This window comes from Ensifer sp. LC163 (assembly GCF_001695855.1).
Lineage (GTDB): Bacteria > Pseudomonadota > Alphaproteobacteria > Rhizobiales > Rhizobiaceae > Ensifer.
The window spans coordinates 18,509-38,051 of record NZ_MBSS01000013.1 but is presented as its reverse complement, the minus strand read 5'-3'; the positions used below and the strand labels follow the sequence as shown (position 1 = coordinate 38,051).

22 protein-coding genes are annotated in these 19,543 nt (G+C 61.6%); 2 read left to right on the top strand and 20 right to left on the bottom strand.

Annotated elements, in window-relative coordinates; genetic code table 11:
• Positions 1-11: 11 nt before the first annotated feature.
• Both BC360_RS14110 and BC360_RS14105 read left to right on the top strand, forming a co-directional pair.
• Complete coding sequence (locus BC360_RS14110) at positions 12-3,317, top strand: efflux RND transporter permease subunit (RefSeq protein ID WP_065795629.1); 3,306 nt, start codon at positions 12-14, stop codon at positions 3,315-3,317.
• Positions 3,318-3,452: 135 nt separating this feature from the next.
• Complete coding sequence (locus tag BC360_RS14105; protein WP_065795628.1) at positions 3,453-4,133, top strand: Crp/Fnr family transcriptional regulator; 681 nt, start codon at positions 3,453-3,455, stop codon at positions 4,131-4,133.
• A gap of 310 nt (positions 4,134-4,443) precedes the next feature.
• Here the strand turns inward: BC360_RS14105 and ureG are convergent, their stop codons facing one another.
• From ureG to BC360_RS14005, 20 genes are all read right to left on the bottom strand, one after another.
• Complete coding sequence (gene ureG, locus BC360_RS14100) at positions 4,444-5,055, bottom strand: urease accessory protein UreG (RefSeq protein ID WP_065793309.1); 612 nt, start codon at positions 5,053-5,055, stop codon at positions 4,444-4,446.
• Positions 5,056-5,085: 30 nt separating this feature from the next.
• Entirely contained in the window at positions 5,086-5,757 is a 672-nt protein-coding gene (locus BC360_RS14095) for an urease accessory protein UreF (RefSeq protein WP_065783129.1), read from the bottom strand.
• Positions 5,750-6,226 carry an urease accessory protein UreE gene (gene ureE / locus BC360_RS14090; protein WP_065795627.1) on the bottom strand — a complete coding sequence of 159 codons (477 nt, stop codon included), beginning with the start codon at positions 6,224-6,226 and terminating at the stop codon, positions 5,750-5,752. Before ureE ends, BC360_RS14095 begins: the two co-directional genes overlap by 8 nt.
• A 1-nt stretch (position 6,227) precedes the next feature.
• On the bottom strand, positions 6,228-6,524 hold the full coding sequence (locus BC360_RS14085) for a putative quinol monooxygenase (protein WP_065795626.1): 297 nt from the start codon (positions 6,522-6,524) through the stop codon (positions 6,228-6,230).
• A 95-nt stretch (positions 6,525-6,619) separates the two neighbouring features.
• The gene (locus BC360_RS14080) at positions 6,620-7,159 is read right to left on the bottom strand and encodes a peroxiredoxin (protein ID WP_065783132.1); all 540 of its coding nucleotides are present in this window, start codon (positions 7,157-7,159) and stop codon (positions 6,620-6,622) included.
• 192 nt (positions 7,160-7,351) lie between these two features.
• The gene (locus tag BC360_RS14075; protein ID WP_413813744.1) at positions 7,352-8,035 is read right to left on the bottom strand and encodes a TIGR02117 family protein; all 684 of its coding nucleotides are present in this window, start codon (positions 8,033-8,035) and stop codon (positions 7,352-7,354) included.
• Between the two features lie 31 nt (positions 8,036-8,066).
• Positions 8,067-9,779, bottom strand: a complete 1,713-nt coding sequence (ureC, locus tag BC360_RS14070) for an urease subunit alpha (protein ID WP_065795624.1) — start codon at positions 9,777-9,779, stop codon at positions 8,067-8,069.
• 4 nt (positions 9,780-9,783) lie between these two features.
• Entirely contained in the window at positions 9,784-10,431 is a 648-nt protein-coding gene (locus BC360_RS14065) for a Urease operon accessory protein (protein WP_083222556.1), read from the bottom strand.
• A 2-nt stretch (positions 10,432-10,433) separates the two neighbouring features.
• On the bottom strand, positions 10,434-10,856 hold the full coding sequence (locus BC360_RS14060; RefSeq protein WP_083222550.1) for a lysozyme inhibitor LprI family protein: 423 nt from the start codon (positions 10,854-10,856) through the stop codon (positions 10,434-10,436).
• Positions 10,857-10,858: 2 nt separating this feature from the next.
• The gene (locus BC360_RS14055; RefSeq protein ID WP_065783135.1) at positions 10,859-11,164 is read right to left on the bottom strand and encodes an urease subunit beta; all 306 of its coding nucleotides are present in this window, start codon (positions 11,162-11,164) and stop codon (positions 10,859-10,861) included.
• Positions 11,165-11,181: 17 nt separating this feature from the next.
• On the bottom strand, positions 11,182-11,436 hold the full coding sequence (locus tag BC360_RS14050) for a DUF1272 domain-containing protein (protein WP_065795622.1): 255 nt from the start codon (positions 11,434-11,436) through the stop codon (positions 11,182-11,184).
• Positions 11,437-11,448: 12 nt separating this feature from the next.
• Positions 11,449-11,751, bottom strand: a complete 303-nt coding sequence (locus BC360_RS14045) for an urease subunit gamma (RefSeq protein ID WP_025428139.1) — start codon at positions 11,749-11,751, stop codon at positions 11,449-11,451.
• A 25-nt stretch (positions 11,752-11,776) separates the two neighbouring features.
• On the bottom strand, positions 11,777-12,610 hold the full coding sequence (locus BC360_RS14040; RefSeq protein WP_065795621.1) for an urease accessory protein UreD: 834 nt from the start codon (positions 12,608-12,610) through the stop codon (positions 11,777-11,779).
• 117 nt (positions 12,611-12,727) lie between these two features.
• Entirely contained in the window at positions 12,728-13,702 is a 975-nt protein-coding gene (locus tag BC360_RS14035; RefSeq protein ID WP_065783138.1) for a 2-hydroxyacid dehydrogenase, read from the bottom strand.
• A gap of 229 nt (positions 13,703-13,931) precedes the next feature.
• The gene (locus BC360_RS14030) at positions 13,932-15,050 is read right to left on the bottom strand and encodes a branched-chain amino acid ABC transporter substrate-binding protein (RefSeq protein ID WP_065783671.1); all 1,119 of its coding nucleotides are present in this window, start codon (positions 15,048-15,050) and stop codon (positions 13,932-13,934) included.
• A 115-nt stretch (positions 15,051-15,165) separates the two neighbouring features.
• Positions 15,166-15,510, bottom strand: coding sequence for a DUF6867 family protein (locus BC360_RS14025; protein WP_065783669.1), 345 nt, complete (start codon positions 15,508-15,510; stop codon positions 15,166-15,168).
• A gap of 24 nt (positions 15,511-15,534) precedes the next feature.
• Positions 15,535-16,260 carry an ABC transporter ATP-binding protein gene (locus BC360_RS14020; protein WP_065795620.1) on the bottom strand — a complete coding sequence of 242 codons (726 nt, stop codon included), beginning with the start codon at positions 16,258-16,260 and terminating at the stop codon, positions 15,535-15,537.
• On the bottom strand, positions 16,257-17,150 hold the full coding sequence (locus BC360_RS14015; protein WP_065795619.1) for an ABC transporter ATP-binding protein: 894 nt from the start codon (positions 17,148-17,150) through the stop codon (positions 16,257-16,259). The genes BC360_RS14020 and BC360_RS14015 overlap by 4 nt, the downstream gene beginning before the upstream one ends.
• On the bottom strand, positions 17,150-18,535 hold the full coding sequence (gene livM / locus BC360_RS14010) for a high-affinity branched-chain amino acid ABC transporter permease LivM (RefSeq protein ID WP_065795618.1): 1,386 nt from the start codon (positions 18,533-18,535) through the stop codon (positions 17,150-17,152). Before livM ends, BC360_RS14015 begins: the two co-directional genes overlap by 1 nt.
• Positions 18,536-18,539: 4 nt before the next feature.
• Positions 18,540-19,442 (bottom strand): branched-chain amino acid ABC transporter permease, encoded by a 903-nt coding sequence (locus tag BC360_RS14005; RefSeq protein ID WP_065783663.1) that lies wholly within the window; start codon positions 19,440-19,442, stop codon positions 18,540-18,542.
• Positions 19,443-19,543 lie beyond the last annotated feature (101 nt).

Genomic DNA, 19,543 nt, shown 5'->3' with positions numbered 1-19,543 from the left:
GAACCGTGACCATGAACTTCTCAGCCTGGTCCATCCGAAATCCGATCGCTCCGATCCTCGCCTTTTTCGTGCTGCTGGTACTCGGCTACCAGTCGTTCGTCAGCCTGCCGATCACCCGCTTCCCCAATATCGACGTGCCGATCGTCTCGATCAACGTCGCACAGAGCGGCGCCTCGCCGGCTGAACTCGAAACCCAGGTCACCAAGGAAATCGAGGACGCGGTCGCCAGCATCACCGGCGTCGACCACATCCAATCGACGATCAACGATGGCACGTCTACCACGGCCGTGATCTTCCGCATGGAAGTGCCGACGACCCAGGCAGTGCAGGACGTCAAGGACGCGATCGACCGCATTCGCGGCGATCTGCCGACCTCGATCGAAGAACCGATCGTTTCCAAGGTCGATGTCGAGGGCCAGGCGATCCAGACCTTTGCGGTCTCCTCGCCCGGCATGACGCTGGAAGAGCTTTCCTGGTTCGTCGACGACACGATCAAACGTGAAATTCAGGGCAAGAGCGGCATCGGCCGGGTCGACCGCTACGGCGGCGCCGACCGTGAAGTCCGCGTCGAGCTCAACGAGGACAGGCTGAATTCGCTCGGCATCACGGCCGCCGACGTCAACGGCCAACTTCGCCGCATGAACATGGACCTCGGCTCCGGCCGCGGCCAGGTCGGCGGCAGCGAGCAGGCGATCCGCACGCTCGGCGACGCCCGCAATGTCGACCAGCTCGCCAACACGATGATCTCGGTTCCAAGCGGCCGCTTCGTCCGCCTTTCCGAACTCGGCACCGTCACCGATACCTATGAGGAACCCCGCTCCTTCTCGCGCTTCAACGGCAATCCCGGCGTGACCTTTGCGGTTTTCCGCGCCAAGGGCGCCAGCGAGGTGAGCGTTGCAGAGACGGTCGCCAAGTCGCTGGAAAAGATCCGCGCGGCGAACCCAGACGTCACCATCGAGATGGTCGACGATTCCGTCTACTTCACCTACGGCAACTACGAGGCGGCGCTGCATACGCTGATGGAAGGCGCGCTGCTCGCCGTCATCGTCGTCATGCTGTTCCTGCGCAACTGGCGCGCCACGCTGATCTCAGCCGTCGCCCTGCCCCTCTCCGCGATCCCGACCTTCTGGATCATGGATATGCTTGGCTTCTCGCTGAACCTCGTCAGCTTCCTGGCCCTGACGCTCGCAACCGGCATTCTCGTCGACGATGCGATCGTCGAGATCGAGAATATCGAGCGCCACATCCGCATGGGCAAATCGCCCTATCGAGCGGCGATCGAAGCGGCGGATGAGATCGGCCTCGCCGTCATCGCCACCACCTTCACCATCATCGCCGTGTTCGTGCCCGTGTCGTTCATGCCGGGCATACCGGGCCAGTACTTCATTCAGTTCGGCCTGACCGTCGCCGTGTCGGTGTTCTTCTCGCTTCTCGTTGCCCGCCTGATCACCCCGGTGATGGCCGCTTACCTGATGCGAGCATCGGATGTCGGCAAGCATCACGGCGACGAAGATACCGGTTTGATGAAGCTCTACACCGGGCTGATCCGAGTGACGACGCGCTGGCGCTATACGACGCTGCTCGCCGCCATCGCCAGCCTGGTGATCTCGGTCTACTTCCTGTTCCAGGTGCCCGGCAGCTTCCTGCCGCCGGAAGACGCCTCGCGCGTCAGCCTGTCGATCGAACTGCCGCCGGACGCGATGCTCGAGGATACCGACCGGACGACCGCCGAGATCTACGAACGGGTCAAAGACCTCGAAGGCGTCGAAAGTGTCTTCGTGCTTGGCGGCGCATCACCGAAGGGCGACCTCGAACTGCGCCGCGCTACGGTCACCGTGCTTCTGAAAAAGCTCGACCACTCGCTGCTCAACAAGCTCGTCAACGACGTCATTGGCGGCCTGCCGGTCATCGGCCAGTACCTGCCGAAGCTGCCGCCCACTGGGCGCATCATTCCGCAGTCGCAGATCGAGAAGGAAATCTTCGCACGGGTCGGCTCGATCCCGGATGTCCGGGTCATCAAGCTCAACGACCGCGGCGAGCGTGACCTGTCGTTCAACCTGCTTTCCAACAATGAGGCCGATCTCGACAAGGCCGTTGCGACACTCGAATCGAAGCTGCGCAGCGATCCGCTGCTGGCCAATGTCAGTCCCGATGGCGCCCTGCCGCGTCCGGAGCTGCAGATCCGTCCGCGTGACGAACAGATGTCGCGCCTCGGCATCACGACTGCCCAGATTTCCGAAGTGGTCCGTGTGGCGACCATCGGCGATATCGATGCTGCGCTTACGAAGATTGCGCTCGATGGTCGGCTCATCCCGATCCGGGTCCAGATCAGCCGCGACTTCCGCACGGATATCGCCGCAATCCGCAATCTGAAGGTCCAGACGGCCTCGGGGTCGACGGTGCCGTTGTCGAGCGTTGCCGACATTAATTACTCCGAGGGCCCAAGCTCGATCAAACGCTATGACCGCAATCGCGTGGTCACGCTGGGCGCCGATCTGCCGATCGGAGTCGCCCTCAACACCGCGTCGGAACGCTTCAAGCAGATCGCCGATGGCGCCGAGCTTCCGTCTTCGGTGCAGTTCCTAGAAAGCGGCGACGCCGAGGTGCAGGCGGAGATGCAGCAGAGCTTCGGCAACGCCATGCTGCTCGGCCTGATGCTGGTGCTGGTGGTGCTGATCCTGTTGTTCAAGGACGTGATCCAGCCCTTCACCATCCTGTTCTCGCTGCCGCTTGCCATCGGCGGCGTGGCAGGTGCGCTGATCCTCACCCAGAACGCGCTGTCGATGCCGGTGTTGATCGGTATCCTGATGCTGATGGGTATCGTCACCAAGAACGCGATCCTGCTTGTCGATTTCGGTATCGAGATGATGCATCACGGCATGGACCGGACGCTGTCGATGATCGAAGCCGGCCGCAAGCGCGCCCGCCCGATCGTCATGACCTCGATCGCCATGTCTGCAGGCATGCTACCCTCCGCGCTCGGCGTCGGCGAAGGCGGCTCGTTCCGCGCGCCGATGGCGATCGCGGTGATCGGCGGCATCATTGTCTCGACCATCCTGAGCCTCGTCGTCGTGCCGTCCTTCTTCCTGATCATGGACGACCTGTCGCGCTTGCTCGCCCGGATCTTCGGTCGCTTCGTCGGCAAGAAGGACGAGGAAAACCTGCCTCTCGACCGCGAGGCGCTGACGGAGCTCGTCAACGATCAGGGCAAGACGATCGAAGACCTGGAAGAGCGCTTGAAGACGATCGAGGACGGCCAGTCGAAAGGCAAGCAAGCGGGCAAGGTGATCAATCATCCGGCGCTTGCTGCCGAGTAACCGGCACAAATCACCTGACAATCGGCCCGCACCCACCGGTGCGGGCTTTTTTTGTAGGAATTGTTTGATCGAGGTCAATTTACGTTTCAAAAGCCCGGTTATCCTGAGACTAGACGTTTACTCAGGGCCGGTGTGATGAAGACCTTGCGATTGAACTCGAATGACAAAGCGGTTCTGCTGGGCTCTCGCTTTTTTGAGAAGCTGTCGGCAGCGGCATCCGATGCCATTCTCGAAGGCGCGGTCGTTTCCAACCACGAGGAACACGATATTCTGTTTCACCAGGATGAGCCAGTGGACAGTGTCTTCTGCGTGTTGTCCGGCCTCGCGCGCGTCTATCGGCTCGGCAAGGATGGGCGCGAAGCCGACATCGCCGTCTTTCCCAGGGGTGAGATTTTCGGCGAGAACGCGATGTTCCTCGGCAACCGCGCCACCGCCAATGCGCAAGCGATCGGGTCCTCGATGATTGCCCGGCTCGACAGCCGGAACCTGCGCAGGCTTGCCGAGCAGCATCCGGATATCGCCCAGGCGCTGATGGAACTGCTCTGCCGTCACGGCCAGATGGCCGAGGATTGCCTGGCCGAGGACCGTCTCCTGACAGCGCCGCAGCGCGTCGCGAGCTACATACTCGGCCACTGCCCCGATGGCTCGACAACCTTCTCGTTCAGGCTGCCGTTCCAGAAGAACGTGCTGGCCGGCAAGCTGGGCCTGGCACCCGAGGCACTTTCGCGCGCCTTTTCTGCCCTTCGCCGCTCGGGCGTCACCGTCAAGGGCCGCATGATCGAGATCCACGACCGCCAGGCCCTGGAGCGCTTCTAGCGGCCGCAACCGGACCTGGAGCGCTTCCGCCTTAGACGGAGTCGCAGAAACGCTCTATCTCTTTGTTTTTACGCACTTCCTGACGGAAAGCCGCTTCGCACTTTTCCTGGACATGCCCTATAGCGCCGCGCATCTATTTAGACGCGCAAAGGTCGCTGTAACACTTTGAGTTGCTGCATAATTTTGTCCTTAAATCGATTCCGATTTAAGGAATTATGCAGTAGCACCGAAGCGGGTCGTAATCCCGTGTGACAACGGTGGACGAGAATTCCTCACAGTGGTCTCGGTTCAAGCCTGTCGGCGCGCGGCCTCAAAGCCCACCATGCAGCGTCAGGAAATCGACGATCCGGTTGACGCCGTCGCCGCGCTTCATGTCGGTGAAGACAAAGGGCTTGCCCGCCCGCATCCGGGTTGCGTCGCGATCCATGACGTCAAGGTCGGCGCCGACATAGGGCGCAAGATCCCGCTTGTTGATGACAAGCAGGTCGGACTTGGTGATGCCCGGCCCGCCCTTGCGCGGGATCTCCTCCCCCTGGCAGACGGAGATGACATAGATGGTCAGGTCGGCCAGATCCGGGGAGAAGGTGGCAGCCAGATTGTCGCCGCCGGATTCGATGAAGACGACATCGAGATCGGGAAAACGGCGGTTGAGGTCGGCGATCGCCTGCAGGTTGATCGTCGCGTCCTCGCGGATCGCCGTGTGCGGGCAACCGCCGGTCTCCACGCCGACGATGCGGTCCGATGGCAGCGCCTGCATGCGCACCAGCGCTTCGGCATCCTCCTTGGTGTAGATGTCGTTGGTAACGACTGCGACCGAGTATTTCCCCCGCATCGCCTTGCACAGCTTCTCCGTCAGCGCTGTCTTGCCGGAACCGACAGGCCCGCCGATGCCGACGCGCAGGGGACCATTTTTCGATGCCATGTGACGTTCCTTTCGAGGCGGCGCTCACGCTCAGGAGCGGAAAAGCCGTGAATGCAGGGTCTCGTGCCTGAGAGATGAAATATCGGCTGTTATCGTGGCCGAGCCAAGGTTTTCCAGCGATGCAGCCTCCGCTTCGCGCGCCACTGCAGCAATCGTCGGTTCAAGTCCTGCGATCAAACCGACCCCGTCGCGCTGGCCGGTGACGCCGCAGCGGATCGCCACCGATACCGCATTCGAAACGGATGCATTGAGATAGGCGGCGATCGCCGGCTCGAGGCCTGTGCAGTGCGCACCCGCGACTGCACCAACTGCGACGGGATAGGCGACGGTGTCTCCGAGTGCTTCGAAGACAGGATGCGGCCAATGCCGCGCTGCTGCGAGAAAAGCCTCGCCCTGCAACATGGTTTCCATGTGCCGCTCACGGCTTGCCGCCATCGCCTCGGCAAGCTCGATGACGGATTGAAGCCGCGCTGGCTCATCGAAGGCTCGATAGGCTTCGCCAAGCAGCACCGCATCGTTCCAGCCGGAGCCGTGGCAAAGAAGCGTCTCCAGCCACAGTCGCAGGCTTTCGGCATCGGGGACATGGCCGTCGTGAACCGCCTGTTCCAACCCGTTCGAATAGGAGAAGGCACCGACGGGGAAGGCCGGCGACAGCCAGGTCACGAGGCGAAGCAGCGCTTGCGTATCGACCCGTTCAGCCATGGTGATGGTGGTGATGGCCGTGATCGTGACCGGCGGCCGCGTGATAGGCGCCGCGCAGCGGATGGAACGGCTCGGAGACATCGACGACCGTGGCGCCCAGCCCCTCGAGCATCGCCCGAATGACCGGATCGCGGGTGATCAGAATGCGGTTCGGCTCGATCTGTGCGGGCAAGTGGCGGTTGCCCAAATGCCAGGCCAGTTCGACGAGATGCAGTGGATCGCGCGGGCGGATCTCGTAAAGCGCTTCGGGTGCCGCGACGATGCCGATATAGCCGCCGCCTTCCAGCACCAGCAGGTCGCCGTCGGCCAGCATTACCGCTTCCTTCAGATCAAGCATGACCACATCGTCGTTCTCGAGATGCAGTAGCTTGCGGCGCAGATGCCGTGCATCATGGGCCAAGGCGACGCTGTGCAATGGCGCCTTGTCCTTGGGTCCCGGCGAAAGCACCTCGGTCGAACGATAGGGCATGTCAGAGCACCTCGATCTTTTCCGGGTGAACGAGCTCGATGCGCGCCTCGACCAGCAGGTCCGCCATTGCCGCCTGGAAAGCCTTCAGATGCGGCTCGGCGAAATGGGCGTCGACTGCTTCCTTGTCCTTCCAGGTTTCAACGAACACCAAAGCATCGGGCTCGGCTGGCTTCTGATAGAGATCGTAGCTGATGCAGCCCGATTCCCGTCGCGTCGCCTCGATCAACGGACCTGCGAGCGACACGACCTCGGCGCCCTTGCCCGGGTGAGCCGTCAGATATGCGATAATGTAAACCATTGAACCCTCGACATCTTTTTCATCAGGCAGTGTAGCAAGAAAAAACCCCGGCGCTAGCACCGGGGTTTCAAAAAACGATCCGTCCGTCGGCCTGATCAGGCTGCGAGCTTCTGCGACTTCAGCGTTTCGAGAATGTTCTGCGGCGAGGAAACGCCGTAGGGATCGCTGTCGCAATTGTCGGAATAGCCTTCTTCCTCGAACCACTGCTCGACGACACCGTTGTTGACGACGGCAGCGTAGCGCCAGGAGCGCATGCCGAAACCGAGATTGTCCTTGGCAACGAGCATGCCCATCTTGCGGGTGAACTCGCCCGAACCATCCGGGATCAGTTTGACGTTTGCGAGGTTCTGCGACTTGCCCCAGGCGTTCATCACGAAGGCGTCGTTGACCGAGATGCAATAGATTTCGTCAACACCTTCGGCGCGGAATTCGGCCGTCAGCTTTTCGAAGTCGGGCAGCTGGAAGGTCGAGCAGGTGGGCGTGAAGGCGCCCGGAAGCGAGAACAGCACGACGCGCTTGCCGGCGAAATAGTCGTCGGAGGAAACGTCCTGCCAACGGAACGGGTTGGAGCCGCCGACGGCTTCATCGCGAACGCGGGTGCGGAACGTTACGGAGGGTACTTTTCTGCCGAGCATGGTCATCTCCTTCAGTGCAGGCACTCGATCGCGAGCGGTCTTGGGAGAACAGTCGTGATCGGAAATATCAGCCCGCTTCCTACCGGAAATTCCGCTGCGGTGCAGCACGAAAGGCTTCGATTCACGCCCGCGCATGGCAGGCATGCGGCCGACGCATGCCTGTGATAGTGTCGCATCAAGCTCGACAATGTCTCAGTTGTGGAGCAGCAAGGACAGGCCGAGGGTGGAAGGTAAAGGGCTCCAGAACCCCGTCTGCAATCCGGCTTCTCTCAGAGCCTGCGCCGTCCAGGTGTTGCATCCGAACAGCGCATTGAACGTGCCCTCCGCCTCAAAGAAGCGGTCGGCATAGCCATAGGAAAAGCCCTCGACCGGAACGACGGCGCTGCCGTTCCTGGCAAAGCTTTCAGAGATGAACGTCATGAGCTTCTCGAACTCGGCACGCTCGAGATCGACGCTTTCGACCGAAGGCTGGGGTTCGACGATCGCCCCGGCGATATCCACATGCATGACCGAGCGGTCGAGCGTCAGCGCCCTTACGACCGGCATCGGCTTCAGTTCCGACCATGTCGGCGTTTCCAGATAGAACGAACGGCCGCCCCAGCCGAAGATCAGCCATCGCGCCTCCGGATGATCAAGCGGCACGCCCGCCTCGCCTGCGAAGGCGAACCGAGCACGGGTCTCTTCATTGAGCGGAATGGCGATATCGGTGTGGATCGGACCGGAAAGGATCAGGATACGCTCGCCGGCGGCAGCCGACACAACCGCCGCGGCCGTGGCCGTGTTCGGCAGCAGCGGTCGCGGGACGACCGTCCCGAGAACGGCAGCCAGGATAAGTGCCGACACGCCATACGCGGTCCACTTGAGGACCCGCCAGATCCCGCTTTTTCGAGACAATGTCGTTTGCGGCTCAGAACAGGAAATAGCGCTGCGCCATCGGCAGAACCGTCGCCGGCTCGCAGGTGAGAAGCTCGCCGTCGGCGCGCACTTCGTAGGTCTCCGGATCGACCTCCACATGCGGGGTCAGGTTGTTGTGGATCATCGACGCCTTGCCGATACCGCCCCGGGTGTTCTTGACGGCAACGAGTTGCTTGGCGACGCCGAGCTTGGCGGCCAAACCTGCATCGAGCGAGGCCTGCGATACGAAGGTGACGGAGGAATTCGTGCGGCTCTTGCCATAGGCGCCGAACATTGGCCGGTAGTGCACCGGCTGCGGCGTCGGGATGGAGGCGTTGGGATCGCCCATCGGTGCCGCGGCGATCGTTCCGCCGATCAGCACCATGTCGGGCTTCACGCCGAAGAAGGCCGGGTTCCAGATGACAAGGTCGGCTCGCTTGCCGACTTCGAGCGAACCGATCTCATGGCTGAGGCCATGGGCGATCGCCGGGTTGATGGTGTATTTGGCGATATAGCGCTTGACCCGGAAATTGTCGTTGTCGCCGGTTTCCTGCGGCAGTGCGCCGCGCTGGCGCTTCATCTTGTCGGCCGTCTGCCAGGTGCGGATCGCCACCTCGCCGACGCGCCCCATCGCCTGGCTGTCCGACGAGATGATCGAGAAGGCGCCGATGTCATGCAGGATGTCTTCGGCGGCGATCGTCTCCTTGCGGATCCGGCTTTCGGCGAAAGCGATATCCTCGGGGATCGATGGCGACAGGTGATGGCAGACCATCAGCATGTCGAGGTGTTCGGCCAGCGTGTTCTTGGTGTAGGGCCGTGTCGGGTTGGTCGACGACGGAATGACGTTCGGCTGGCCGCAGATCTTGATGATGTCGGGCGCATGGCCTCCACCTGCACCTTCCGTGTGGAAGGCATGAATCGTGCGGCCCTTGATCGCCGCGATCGTGTCCTCGACGGAACCGCTCTCGTTCAGCGTATCGGTGTGGATCATCACCTGCACGTCGTATTCGTCGGCAACACCAAGGCAGCAGTCGACGGCAGCCGGTGTCGAGCCCCAGTCCTCATGCAGCTTCAGCGACGTCGCGCCCGCAAGCACCATCTCGACAAGCGCGCCCGGCAACGAGGCATTGCCTTTGCCGGCAAAGGCAAGGTTCATCGGGAAGGCGTCCGCCGCCTCGATCATGCGGGCAAGATGCCAGGGGCCGGGCGTGCAGGTGGTTGCGAGCGTCCCATGCGCAGGTCCCGTGCCGCCGCCGAGCATACAGGTGAGCCCGCTCATCAGTGCTTCCTCGATCTGCTGCGGGCAGATGAAGTGGATGTGGCTGTCCATGCCGCCGGCCGTAACGATCTTGCCCTCCCCGGCAATCACCTCGGTGCCGGGGCCGACGATGATCGTCACACCAGGCTGCATATCGGGATTGCCGGCCTTGCCGATCGCCGCGATGCGCCCGCCCCTCAGCCCGATATCCGCCTTGACGATGCCCCAGTGGTCGACGATCAGCGCGTTGGTGATCACCGTGTCGACGGCACCCGCCGCGCGCGTCACCTGGCTTTGCCCCATGCCGTCGCGGATAACCTTGCCGCCGCCGAATTTCACCTCCTCGCCATAGGTGGTGAAGTCCTTCTCCACCTCGATGAACAGCTCCGTGTCGGCGAGCCGAACCTTGTCGCCGACCGTCGGGCCGAACATGTTGGCATAGGCCGCGCGCGACATCTTGTAGGGCATGGGCTCAGGCTCCTTGGGACAAGTCTGAAGAAGAAGGGGAAAGACGACGAAGACGGCCTTCGGCAACAAGGGCGTCGACGAACTGCCGCTCGGCAGCGAAGGGATGCAACGCCCAGCCGACATGGCCGAAACCGGCAAGAACGACATCATCATCAGCTGCCGCAAAACCGGACAGCACGTCGGCGATCACCACCATGCCGCTCGACGGCACCACATAAGGCCCGGGCGCAAACCGGGACAAATCCCGGTCCAACCGCTCATGAGACGCGCTGGCGATGACCCGATGCGCCCGCCCGGTCGACGCCGCAAAACTCTCGAAACCGGCGGTATAATCGTCGCAGAAATCATCGAGGTCCGGGTGTGTTTCGGCCAATGCCGCGCGCAGGCCAGCAAATTTCCTAGCCGATCGCACGCTCCAGATCTCGCGCGCCTGCCGCACCGGGGCGCTGTTCTTCCAGCGCCCGCCGCCGAGCATGGCAAACGCCGGCCGGCCCGTGTTGCAGACGGCGACGATATCGGTCCTCATCCCGCCGGCGCCGACGGAACGACAATCGTTGAAGCGGATGACGATATCGGCCGCATCAATGGTCGCGGCAGCACCTTCCGGCACCTCTCCGTTCCCCACGATCATGATGGTGCGACCAGACATCAGGGTCAGTTTTCCGTGGGCTCGAGCAGCTCTTTGAGTTCCTTGGTGCGTGCCGTGGTCAGTTGCGCCAGGCAACCGGACACCAGCATCGGCTCCATCGATCCGCCGCGCGCCTCGAAGCCGGCAAGCTCGCACTGGCCGTCACGGTAGCCGATCCAGGCGCGCTGCGCCTTTTTCAGCGCCTCCTCCGCACCGACATAGTCGGCGCTGATGTCGGCAAGTTCCTTGTCCTTGGCCTTCATCGCCGCAACGGTCTGCTTGTAGACCTTGTTGAGTTCGGCGTCCGCCGTCTCATAGTCCTTGTTCGAGCAGATGTTCATGTCCGCCTGCGTCATCGTATTGGCGCAATCGACATCGTCCTCCTGCGCCAGGGCCGGTATGGCTACCAGCAGCCAGGCGCCCACGATCAGCGTCGTTCGCATCCTCATCCCTATAGCTTTCCCATGACCTGCTGGCGGAAGCCGTAAACCTCGCGCTTGCCCGAAAGCGGAATGAGCGTGACCAGTCTTTTCTGTCCGGGCTCGAAGCGGACAGCGGTGCCCGCGGGAATATCGAGCCGTTTGCCGTGGGCCGCACTGCGGTCGAAGTCGAGCCCGGCATTGGTTTCGGCAAAATGATAGTGGCTGCCGACCTGCACCGGCCGATCGCCGGTGTTGGAGACCTCGATCGCCACCGTCTCGACGCCGTGGTTGAGCTCGATCTCGCCGCTTGCGGCAATGATTTCCCCTGGGATCATCTGTTCCCTCTCCCCTGTCAGGCCGCGTTGGCGTCGGCGCAGCCTTGCGGCTTCAGCACCCGTTCGGTCGATGCCGGATACTTCGCCAGCAGCGCGGCCGGGCGCACCGGGCGCCGGGTAAACTCGCCGCCGCAGTTGGGGCAGGTGCCACCGAGCGTGCCTTCGACACAATCGACGCAGAACGTGCACTCGAAGGTGCAGATCATCGCTTCGCGGCTGTCGGGCGGCAGATCCTTGTCGCAGCATTCGCAGTTCGGGCGCAGTGCCAGCATCTCTCAGCCTCCTCAGCGGATCGGTTCGTGCACGGTGACAAGCTTGGTGCCATCCGGGAAGGTCGCCTCGACCTGGATGTCGTGGATCATCTCCGCGATCCCCTCCATCACCTGCGCGCGGGTGATCACATGGGCGCCCGCTTCCATCAGTTCGGCGACCGATCGACCGTCACGCGCACCTTCGACGACGAAATCGGTAATCAGCGCGATCGCCTCGGGATGGTTGAGCTTGACGCCGCGCTCCAGGCGGCGGCGGGCAACCATCGCGGCCATGGAAATCAACAGCTTGTCCTTTTCGCGCGGGGTAAGATTCATGCGTCGCCACCGGTTTGATTGCGGATTAGAGGACCCAGACTTTCGGCACTGTCGTTTGCTTGCGCAAGTGCGAAATGACCGGGATGAGGATTTTTCTGAGCGAGAAGCCGTCCGCTGCTACAAAACGCGCAACCAGCTTGTCGCGACCACCGACCTGGACATGGCTGACGCCCGCCCCCGCTTGCGTTTCAAGCTGCGCGCGCAGTCGCGGCAGCAGCAATTCGCAATCGGGTCCGGCATAAAACAACGTCGCAAAGGCCACATTGTCACCGAGGACCGAAGCGCGCACCGCAAGGGCGGCAATATCGTCGGCGAAGGTCAGGTTCTCAGCGTGCAGCAGCCGGCCATCGACGCGAATGCGCCAGCGATCGCGGAAGAGCCCTGAGTGCACCGCTTCGCCCATGGCCCTGCGGCCGAGCAGCACGGCTTCGACGCCAAGAAATGTCGCGCCGTCGTCAAGCTCGACGTCCAGTGAGCGCGACAGCGAGGCGCGATCGAACAGGATCGTCTCCTGCGGCAGCCACTCGACCCGCGCCCCCGCTGCCACGTCAATGCGTGTCGTGACATCGACCGTGCCGGCGCTGGCCTTGTAGATCTTCTCGCAGGCCTGCGTGGTGATGGTCAGCTCGGTCGCCGCACCGGCTTCGATCTCCCAGAGCATGCGATCACCGCCGGTCAGCCCGCCCGACGAGTTGATCAACACGGCCTCCATGGAGCTGTCGAAGGTTTTCGGCAGCCGGATCTTGGCGCAGCCTTCCTGGTAAAGCTCGGCAATGCCCGTTCGACCGACGGCCGCCTTGGCCACCAGCCGTCCTTTTCCAAACGCCCGCTGCGGGGCGATGATTGCCGCAATGCTCATGTTCATCCGCCGCCATCGTCGGCATCTGGAGGCGTCAAGTCAAGCTATTGTTTTGCAAAGAAAATCATCAAAGTGACCGCTTTATGAGCAGTCAATGCCCAACGAACGGCCAAGTCCTTACGCCACCCGATCCGGTGGCTCCCGCCCGTCGAAGAAGGCGGTGATGTTGTCGACCACCTTCATGCCCATCGCGACGCGTGTTTCCTCGGTCGCACTGCCGAGATGCGGCAGCAGAACGACGTTCTCGAGCGCTCGCAGGCCGGCCGGGACATTCGGTTCCGCCTCGAAGACGTCGAGGCCGGCGCCTCTGATGACACCGTTCTTCAGCGCCTCGATCAGCGCCGGCTCATCCACCACATCGCCGCGCGCCGTGTTGACGAGGTGGGCGCCTTTTTTCATCATCGCCAGCCGCTCGGCATTGATGAGATGCCGGTTCTCACCACCACCCGGGCAGTGCAGCGAGACGAAGTCGGCGACCTTCAGCACCTCATCGACGGTATCGAGCTGGCGTGCGCCGTAGCGTGCGGCTTCGGCCGCATCGATAGGCGAGCGGTTGTAGAACACCACCTCCATGTCGAACCCGAAATGACAGCGCTTTGCCATCGCCTTGCCGATCCGGCCGAAGCCGATGATGCCGAGCGTCTTGCCGGTCACCTTGCCGCCGATCATGTGGGTCGGTCGCCAGCCGGTCCATTCGCCCGCCCTGATCTGGCGCTCCCCCTCGCCCGCGCGCCGCGCCACGGCAAGCAGCAGCGTCATGGCGATATCGGCGGTGCAATCGGTCAGAACGCCAGGCGTGTTGGTGACGACGATATTGGCTGCCTTGGCGGCGGCAACGTCGATGTGGTTGTAACCGACACCGTAGTTGCCGAGGATCCTTGCCCTGATGCCGCCGCCGTCGAACAGGCTTGCCGGCAGACGGTCGGAAACCGTCGGCAGCACGGCATCAAAATCGCGCAGCGCCTGCGCCATCTGATCGCCCGACATCGCCACGTCTTGCTCGTTCAGCACGACATCGAAACGGTCGGCCAGCACGCGCTCCACCGCTTCGGGCCAACGGCGGGTGACGAGAATGCGCGGCTTGGAACTCATGGGGCAACCTCCGAAACAGAATCGTTCGGCGATAGTGCACGAAATCACGGCGACGGACAGCCTGCTGCGCGCCGACGAATGAAGGCCTGAGCAATGACTTTGCCGAGACGGAACGGGGGTGAAGAACCATCCTCACCCGCCGAGAACTCCCACCCCGAAACGAAAAGCCCGGCGATCACTCGCCGGGCCTTCGAAGTTCTGACGTGGTTCAGCGAACCCGAAGCGAGACTTACTCGTTTTCGAAGTAGCTGTACTTGCCGTCTTCACCCTTCTTCCAGGTGTACATGACGTAGTCCGGACGGGTGATGTCGCCCTTTTCGTCATAGCCGAGTTCGCCGATTGCGGTCTTGAACGGGCCCTTGGCCTTGACCGCTTCGGCAACGGCCTGCGGATCGGTCGTGCCGCCAGCCTTGGCAGCTTCGGCGACAACCTGCAGAGCAGCGTAGGCGTAGAGCGTGTAGGCTTCCGGTTCGAAGCCGGCAGCGCGGAACTTCTCGACGAGTTCCTTGGCGGCCGGGTTCTTGCGCGGATCCGGAGCGAACGTCATCAGCGTGCCGTCAACGGCATCGCCTGCGATCGAAGCCAGTTCGTTCGAAACGATACCGTCCCCCGACATCAGGGTAGCCTTGAGGCCCTGGTCCTTCATCTGGCGCATGATCAGGCCGGCTTCGGTGTGCAGACCGCCGTAGTAGACGATCGAGACGCCGGCTTCCTTCATCTTGGCGATGAGTGCCGAGAAGTCCTTGTCGCCGGTGTTGATGCCTTCATAGAGGGCTTCGGTGAGACCGGCTTCGTTCATGCCCTTCTTGGTTTCGTCGGCAAGGCCCTGGCCATAAGGCGTCTTGTCGTGGATGACGGCGATCTTCGCGTCCTTGTGGTTAGCGGCGAGGAAGGCGCCGGCAACTGCGCCCTGCTGGTCGTCACGACCGCAAGTGCGGAAGGTGTTCCACAGGCCGCGCTCGGTGAACTGCGGGTTAGTCGAAGCCGGCGTGATCTGCAGGATGCCGTTCTCGGCGTAGACTTCCGAAGCCGGGATGGACACGCCCGAGTTGAAGTGGCCGACAACGAACTTCACGCCGTCAGCAACGAACTTGTTGGCGACCGAAACGCCCTGCTTGGCGTCCGAAACGTCGTCGCCGAGCACAACCTTGATCTGTTCCCCATTGATACCGCCGGCAGCATTGATGTCGGCAGCGGCCTGTTCGGCGCCTTTCTGCAACTGTGCGCCGAAGGCGGCGTTCGGGCCGGTCAGCGGGCCAGCGACACCAACGAGAATATCAGCCCATGCGGTGCCGCTGAAAGCGACCATTGCCGTCAGCGCAACGGCCGACAGAAGAGACTTTTTCATCTTGTTACTCCCAATTATCCGAGCGGGTCTCGTTATGAACCTGCGCAATGCCCACCATAATTTGCGCCGGTGTTTCTTTCGCACCGGCCGCGGCGGCCGGCACGCGCTGTTCCCTTTACTTGGTTCTCCAGGAGAAGGGCGAGACCTTCTCGTAGAGCCAGTAATAGTTATTGGTCATTTGCTTGGTCCGGTAGTACCGGAAACCTACGGTAGCAAACAACAAAAGCACGACCGTGTCCACGATATAGTATTGCAGGCTGAACATCGTGCCGCCGAAGAGGGCATGGTGGATGAAACGGATCCCCAACCCTAACAACGCCACGTAGAGAAGCAGGCGCTGCATGCCCTGCCAGCTTTCGGCGACGCTCTTGCCCGTGCGCCAGGCAGTCCAACCGCCAAGCACGCAGCTTATGAAAAGAAACTGCCAGATCGACACTTCTTCGTAGAGAATTCCCTGCATGTCACTTGCTCCAGATGCAAACCGTCAATGACGGCCGCCTTCGAGATAGGCCGCGCGAACTTCCGGATTGGCGAGCAGGTCCTTGCCGGTGCCGCTCATCGTCACCCGCCCGTTGACCATCACGTAGCCGCGGTCCGAGAGCTTGAGCGCGCCGAAAGCGTTCTGCTCGACGAGGAAGACCGTCAGGCCTTCCTCCTTGTTGAGTTTCTTGATCGCCTCGAAGATGCCCTTGACGATCAGCGGTGCGAGACCCAGCGACGGCTCGTCGAGAAGCAACAGCTTCGGTCGAGCCATCAGCGCGCGGCCGATCGACAGCATCTGCTGCTCACCGCCGGACAGCGTTCCGCCACGCTGTGCCTGCCGCTCCTTGAGCCGCGGAAACAGCCGGAAGATCTTTTCCACGTCCTCAGCGAAATGTTTCAGATTGTCGAGACTCGCACCCATCTGCAGGTTCTCGAAAACCGTCATGCGCGGGAAGATGCGGCGGCCTTCCGGCGACTGCGCAATTCTCATACGCGCGATTTCGTGGGTCGGCAGGCGCGTGATGTCATGACCGTCGAACATCACCGTGCCGGTGCGTGCCTGCGGGCTACCGCAGATCGTCATCATCAATGTCGACTTGCCCGCGCCGTTGGCGCCGATCAGGGAAACGATTTCTCCGCGATGGACCTCGACATCGACGCCGCTCAGCGCCCGAATGTTGCCGTAGTAGGTTTCGACGGCTCTCACTTGCAGCAGCGGCGCAGTCATTGCTTGGTGCCTCCCTGCCCGCCTTCGATTTGCTCGATTTGCTCGATCACCTGTTCAACCTCTTCATCCTCGACACCCAGATAGGCCGCGATGACCTTTGGATCGTTCTTCACGAAATCCGGGGTGCCGTCGGAAATCTTCTGACCATATTCGAGCACGACGACATGGTCCGAGATCTCCATGACCACGGACATATCGTGCTCGATCAGCAGGATGGAGGTGCCGGTGTCACGGCGAATGCTCTGCAACAGTTCATTGAGAGCATGCGACTCGCGCGGGTTGAGGCCGGCTGCAGGCTCATCGAGGCACAACAACTCCGGTTCCGTGCACATGGCACGGGCAATCTCCAGCCGTCGCTGTGCGCCATAAGGCAGATCCCCGGCCGGGTCGTCAGCCCGGTCGATCAGCGACGCCTTTTCGAGCCAATGCTTGGCGAGTTCCGTCGCCTCCTTCGCGGCCTGCCGATAGGCAGGAAATCCAATTAGCCCGAGCACCGTATAGCCGGACGCCAGCATCAGTTTGTTGTGCTGCGCAACCAGCAGGTTCTCGAGCACAGTCATGCCCGAGAACATCCGGATGTTCTGGAACGTGCGTGCCACCTTGGCATGTTTGGTGATCTCGAAGTCCGGCAGCCGCTCCAGGAGATACTCCTTTCCGGACCGCTGCTTCATGGTGATCATGCCCATCGTCGGCTTGTAGAAGCCGGTGATGCAGTTGAATACCGTGGTCTTGCCGGCACCGTTCGGGCCAATCAGCGCGGTGATTTCGCCGCGATGGGCCTCGAAGGAGAAGTCGTTGATGGCCATCAGACCGCCGAAGCGCATCGACAGGTGCTCAACCTTGAGAATGGGGTCTTGTGTCATTGTCATCGTCGTGGTCTCGAGGGCCATCAGCCATGCCCTTCCTTGGTAAAGCTGCCGGAGACGGCCTTGCGTTCGCGCAGAAACGCGGTCGGCTCACGCGATCCGACGAAGCCGCGCGGCTTCCAGACCATGACGACGACCATGGCCAGGCCAAAGATCAGCATTCGGTAGAGTTCCGGCGTAAAGTTCGGCCCGAAGACGGCCTTCAGGAAGGTGAGCTCGCGCAGGATTTCGGTGCCGCCGATCATGACGATCGCTGCGATCGCAATGCCGGTCAGCGATCCCATGCCGCCCAGAACGACAATTGCGAGGATCACCGCGGATTCGAGGAACACGAAGGATTCCGGCGACACGAAGCCCTGGCGTACGGCGAAGAAGGACCCGGCGATGCCGCCGAACATGGCGCCCATGGCGAAGGCGGTCAGCTTGGTGGTAACCGTGTTGATGCCGAGCGACTTGCAGGCGATCTCATCTTCGCGCAGAGCTTCCCAGGCACGCCCGATCGGCATGCGACGCATGCGGATCGTGACGAAGGCCGTCAGCATGCAAAGGCCGAGGATCAAGTAGAACAGGAAGATCTTGTAGTAGGCCGACGAGATCGGCAGACCCATCAGTGCGGCAAAGCCATCCTTGGACGCATCGAACTTGATGCCGAACAGCGTTGCCTTGGCAATGCCCGATACGCCGAAGGTACCCTTGGTCACCTCGGTCCAGTTGATCAGGACGAGGCGGATGATTTCGCCGAAGGCGAGCGTGACGATCGCCAGATAGTCGCCCCGCAGGCGCAGCACCGGGAAGCCGAGGACCAAACCCCAGCAGGCGGATAGAAGACCGGCCACCGGCAGCAGCACCCAGAAGGACAGGCCGAAATAGGTCGACAGCAGCGCATAGCTATAGGCGCCGACCGCATAGAAGGCAACGTATCCGAGATCAAGCAGACCAGCGAGCCCGACGACGATGTTGAGGCCCCAGGCGAGCATCACATAGATCAGAATCTGGACACCGAAATTGTCAACCCATTTCAACGAGCCCTGAACACCGGTGAGGGCGAGGATGACTGGCGGATAGAGGATCAAGGCAACGATTGCGATTATCGAGAAATTGCGACTGAAGAAGTTTTCTTCCTTAGCGATTTCCGGTGCCGCCGCCTTCGCGGCCTTTCGCTGGGCAAGCCGGGGCTGGACATAGGCGACCATGAGGAAGCGGCCAACCATGGCAGTGATCACGAAGATCGCCAAGAGCCCCCAACGCTCGGTGAGAATCAGTTCGTTGCGGATGTTCTGGTCGGTCTTGAGGCCGACGAAGAGGACGAACAGTCCGAGCGTGATGAGCCCCGCGAAGACAGACTCGCGTAGGGCCCGCGCCGTCAGGTCACTGCCGGCGCTTGCAGATGTAGAAGCAATGTTTGCCATTGAATTATACCTTCTCGACTTCCGGTCGTCCGAGTATGCCAGACGGCTTGAAGATCAGGACGATTGCGAGAATGGAGAACGTCGCAACATCCTTGTAGTCGATGGTGAAATAAGCGGACCAGAGGGACTCGATGAGACCGATCAGCAGTCCGCCGAGAACAGCGCCCGGCAAGGAGCCGATGCCGCCAAGAACAGCCGCAGTAAAGGCCTTGACCCCCGGAACAAATCCGTCGGTGAAGACGACCACACCATAATACATCAAGTACATGGTGCCGGCGACAGCAGCGAGCGCTGCGCCCATGATGAAGGTTACCGAGATGGTACGGTCGACATCGACACCGAGCAGCGCCGCCATCTTGCGATCCTGCTCGGTGGCGCGCTGGGCGCGCCCGAGCGGCGTCTTGTTGACGATGTACCAGAAGACGGACAAGAGGATCGCCGTAATGATGATGATGATGATCTGCTTCAGCGAAATCGTGATGCCGAAGAGCTCATAAACCGAGGAAACGAGCGGCGGAATCGGCTTGTTGCGCGGGCCCTGCGTCACCTGGATGAAGTTCGACAAGACGATCGACATGCCGATCGCGGTAATCAGCGGCGCCAGCCGGAACGAGCCGCGCAGCGGCCGGTAAGCCACCCGCTCGATCGTCCAGTTCCACAGCGACGCCGCGAGCATAGCCACGACCATCATCAGCAAAAGCGCAAGTACAACCGGCACGCCTGCTATAAATGAAGTGAGAAGCAGAAAGACAACCAAAGCGGCAAAACCGCCGAGCATGAAGATATCGCCGTGGGCGAAGTTGATCATGCCAATGATGCCGTAGACCATGGTATAACCAATTGCGATCATACCATAAATAGACCCAAGAGTCAGCCCGTTGACGAGCTGCTGGACGAAATACTCCATCAATCTTCCCCTGGACCAGATCCATAAGGTCCGGTCTCTTGTTTTTTGAGCTCATTGTTGAGCGTTCTGTTTGATCGATTCCATACCTCTTTCAAACGAAA

What these genes read in the sequence shown, in the direction of transcription:
- BC360_RS14045 (WP_025428139.1), bottom strand. Translation starts at nt 11,751, where the DNA reads ATGAATCTTACCCCGCGCGAAAAGGACAAGCTGTTGATTTCCATGGCC.
- BC360_RS14085 (WP_065795626.1), bottom strand. Translation starts at nt 6,524, where the DNA reads ATGGTTTACATTATCGCATATCTGACGGCTCACCCGGGCAAGGGCGCC.
- BC360_RS14060 (WP_083222550.1), bottom strand. Translation starts at nt 10,856, where the DNA reads ATGAGGATGCGAACGACGCTGATCGTGGGCGCCTGGCTGCTGGTAGCC.
- BC360_RS14030 (WP_065783671.1), bottom strand. Translation starts at nt 15,050, where the DNA reads ATGAAAAAGTCTCTTCTGTCGGCCGTTGCGCTGACGGCAATGGTCGCT.
- BC360_RS14020 (WP_065795620.1), bottom strand. Translation starts at nt 16,260, where the DNA reads ATGACTGCGCCGCTGCTGCAAGTGAGAGCCGTCGAAACCTACTACGGC.
- BC360_RS14005 (WP_065783663.1), bottom strand. Translation starts at nt 19,442, where the DNA reads ATGGAGTATTTCGTCCAGCAGCTCGTCAACGGGCTGACTCTTGGGTCT.
- BC360_RS14105 (WP_065795628.1), top strand. Translation starts at nt 3,453, where the DNA reads ATGAAGACCTTGCGATTGAACTCGAATGACAAAGCGGTTCTGCTGGGC.
- BC360_RS14050 (WP_065795622.1), bottom strand. Translation starts at nt 11,436, where the DNA reads ATGCTGGCACTGCGCCCGAACTGCGAATGCTGCGACAAGGATCTGCCG.
- BC360_RS14015 (WP_065795619.1), bottom strand. Translation starts at nt 17,150, where the DNA reads ATGGCCCTCGAGACCACGACGATGACAATGACACAAGACCCCATTCTC.
- BC360_RS14095 (WP_065783129.1), bottom strand. Translation starts at nt 5,757, where the DNA reads ATGGCTGAACGGGTCGATACGCAAGCGCTGCTTCGCCTCGTGACCTGG.
- BC360_RS14035 (WP_065783138.1), bottom strand. Translation starts at nt 13,702, where the DNA reads ATGAGTTCCAAGCCGCGCATTCTCGTCACCCGCCGTTGGCCCGAAGCG.
- BC360_RS14040 (WP_065795621.1), bottom strand. Translation starts at nt 12,610, where the DNA reads ATGAGCATTGCGGCAATCATCGCCCCGCAGCGGGCGTTTGGAAAAGGA.
- BC360_RS14055 (WP_065783135.1), bottom strand. Translation starts at nt 11,164, where the DNA reads ATGATCCCAGGGGAAATCATTGCCGCAAGCGGCGAGATCGAGCTCAAC.
- livM (WP_065795618.1), bottom strand. Translation starts at nt 18,535, where the DNA reads ATGGCAAACATTGCTTCTACATCTGCAAGCGCCGGCAGTGACCTGACG.
- BC360_RS14025 (WP_065783669.1), bottom strand. Translation starts at nt 15,510, where the DNA reads ATGCAGGGAATTCTCTACGAAGAAGTGTCGATCTGGCAGTTTCTTTTC.
- ureG (WP_065793309.1), bottom strand. Translation starts at nt 5,055, where the DNA reads ATGGCATCGAAAAATGGTCCCCTGCGCGTCGGCATCGGCGGGCCTGTC.
- BC360_RS14110 (WP_065795629.1), top strand. Translation starts at nt 12, where the DNA reads ATGAACTTCTCAGCCTGGTCCATCCGAAATCCGATCGCTCCGATCCTC.
- ureE (WP_065795627.1), bottom strand. Translation starts at nt 6,226, where the DNA reads ATGCCCTATCGTTCGACCGAGGTGCTTTCGCCGGGACCCAAGGACAAG.
- ureC (WP_065795624.1), bottom strand. Translation starts at nt 9,779, where the DNA reads ATGCCCTACAAGATGTCGCGCGCGGCCTATGCCAACATGTTCGGCCCG.
- BC360_RS14080 (WP_065783132.1), bottom strand. Translation starts at nt 7,159, where the DNA reads ATGCTCGGCAGAAAAGTACCCTCCGTAACGTTCCGCACCCGCGTTCGC.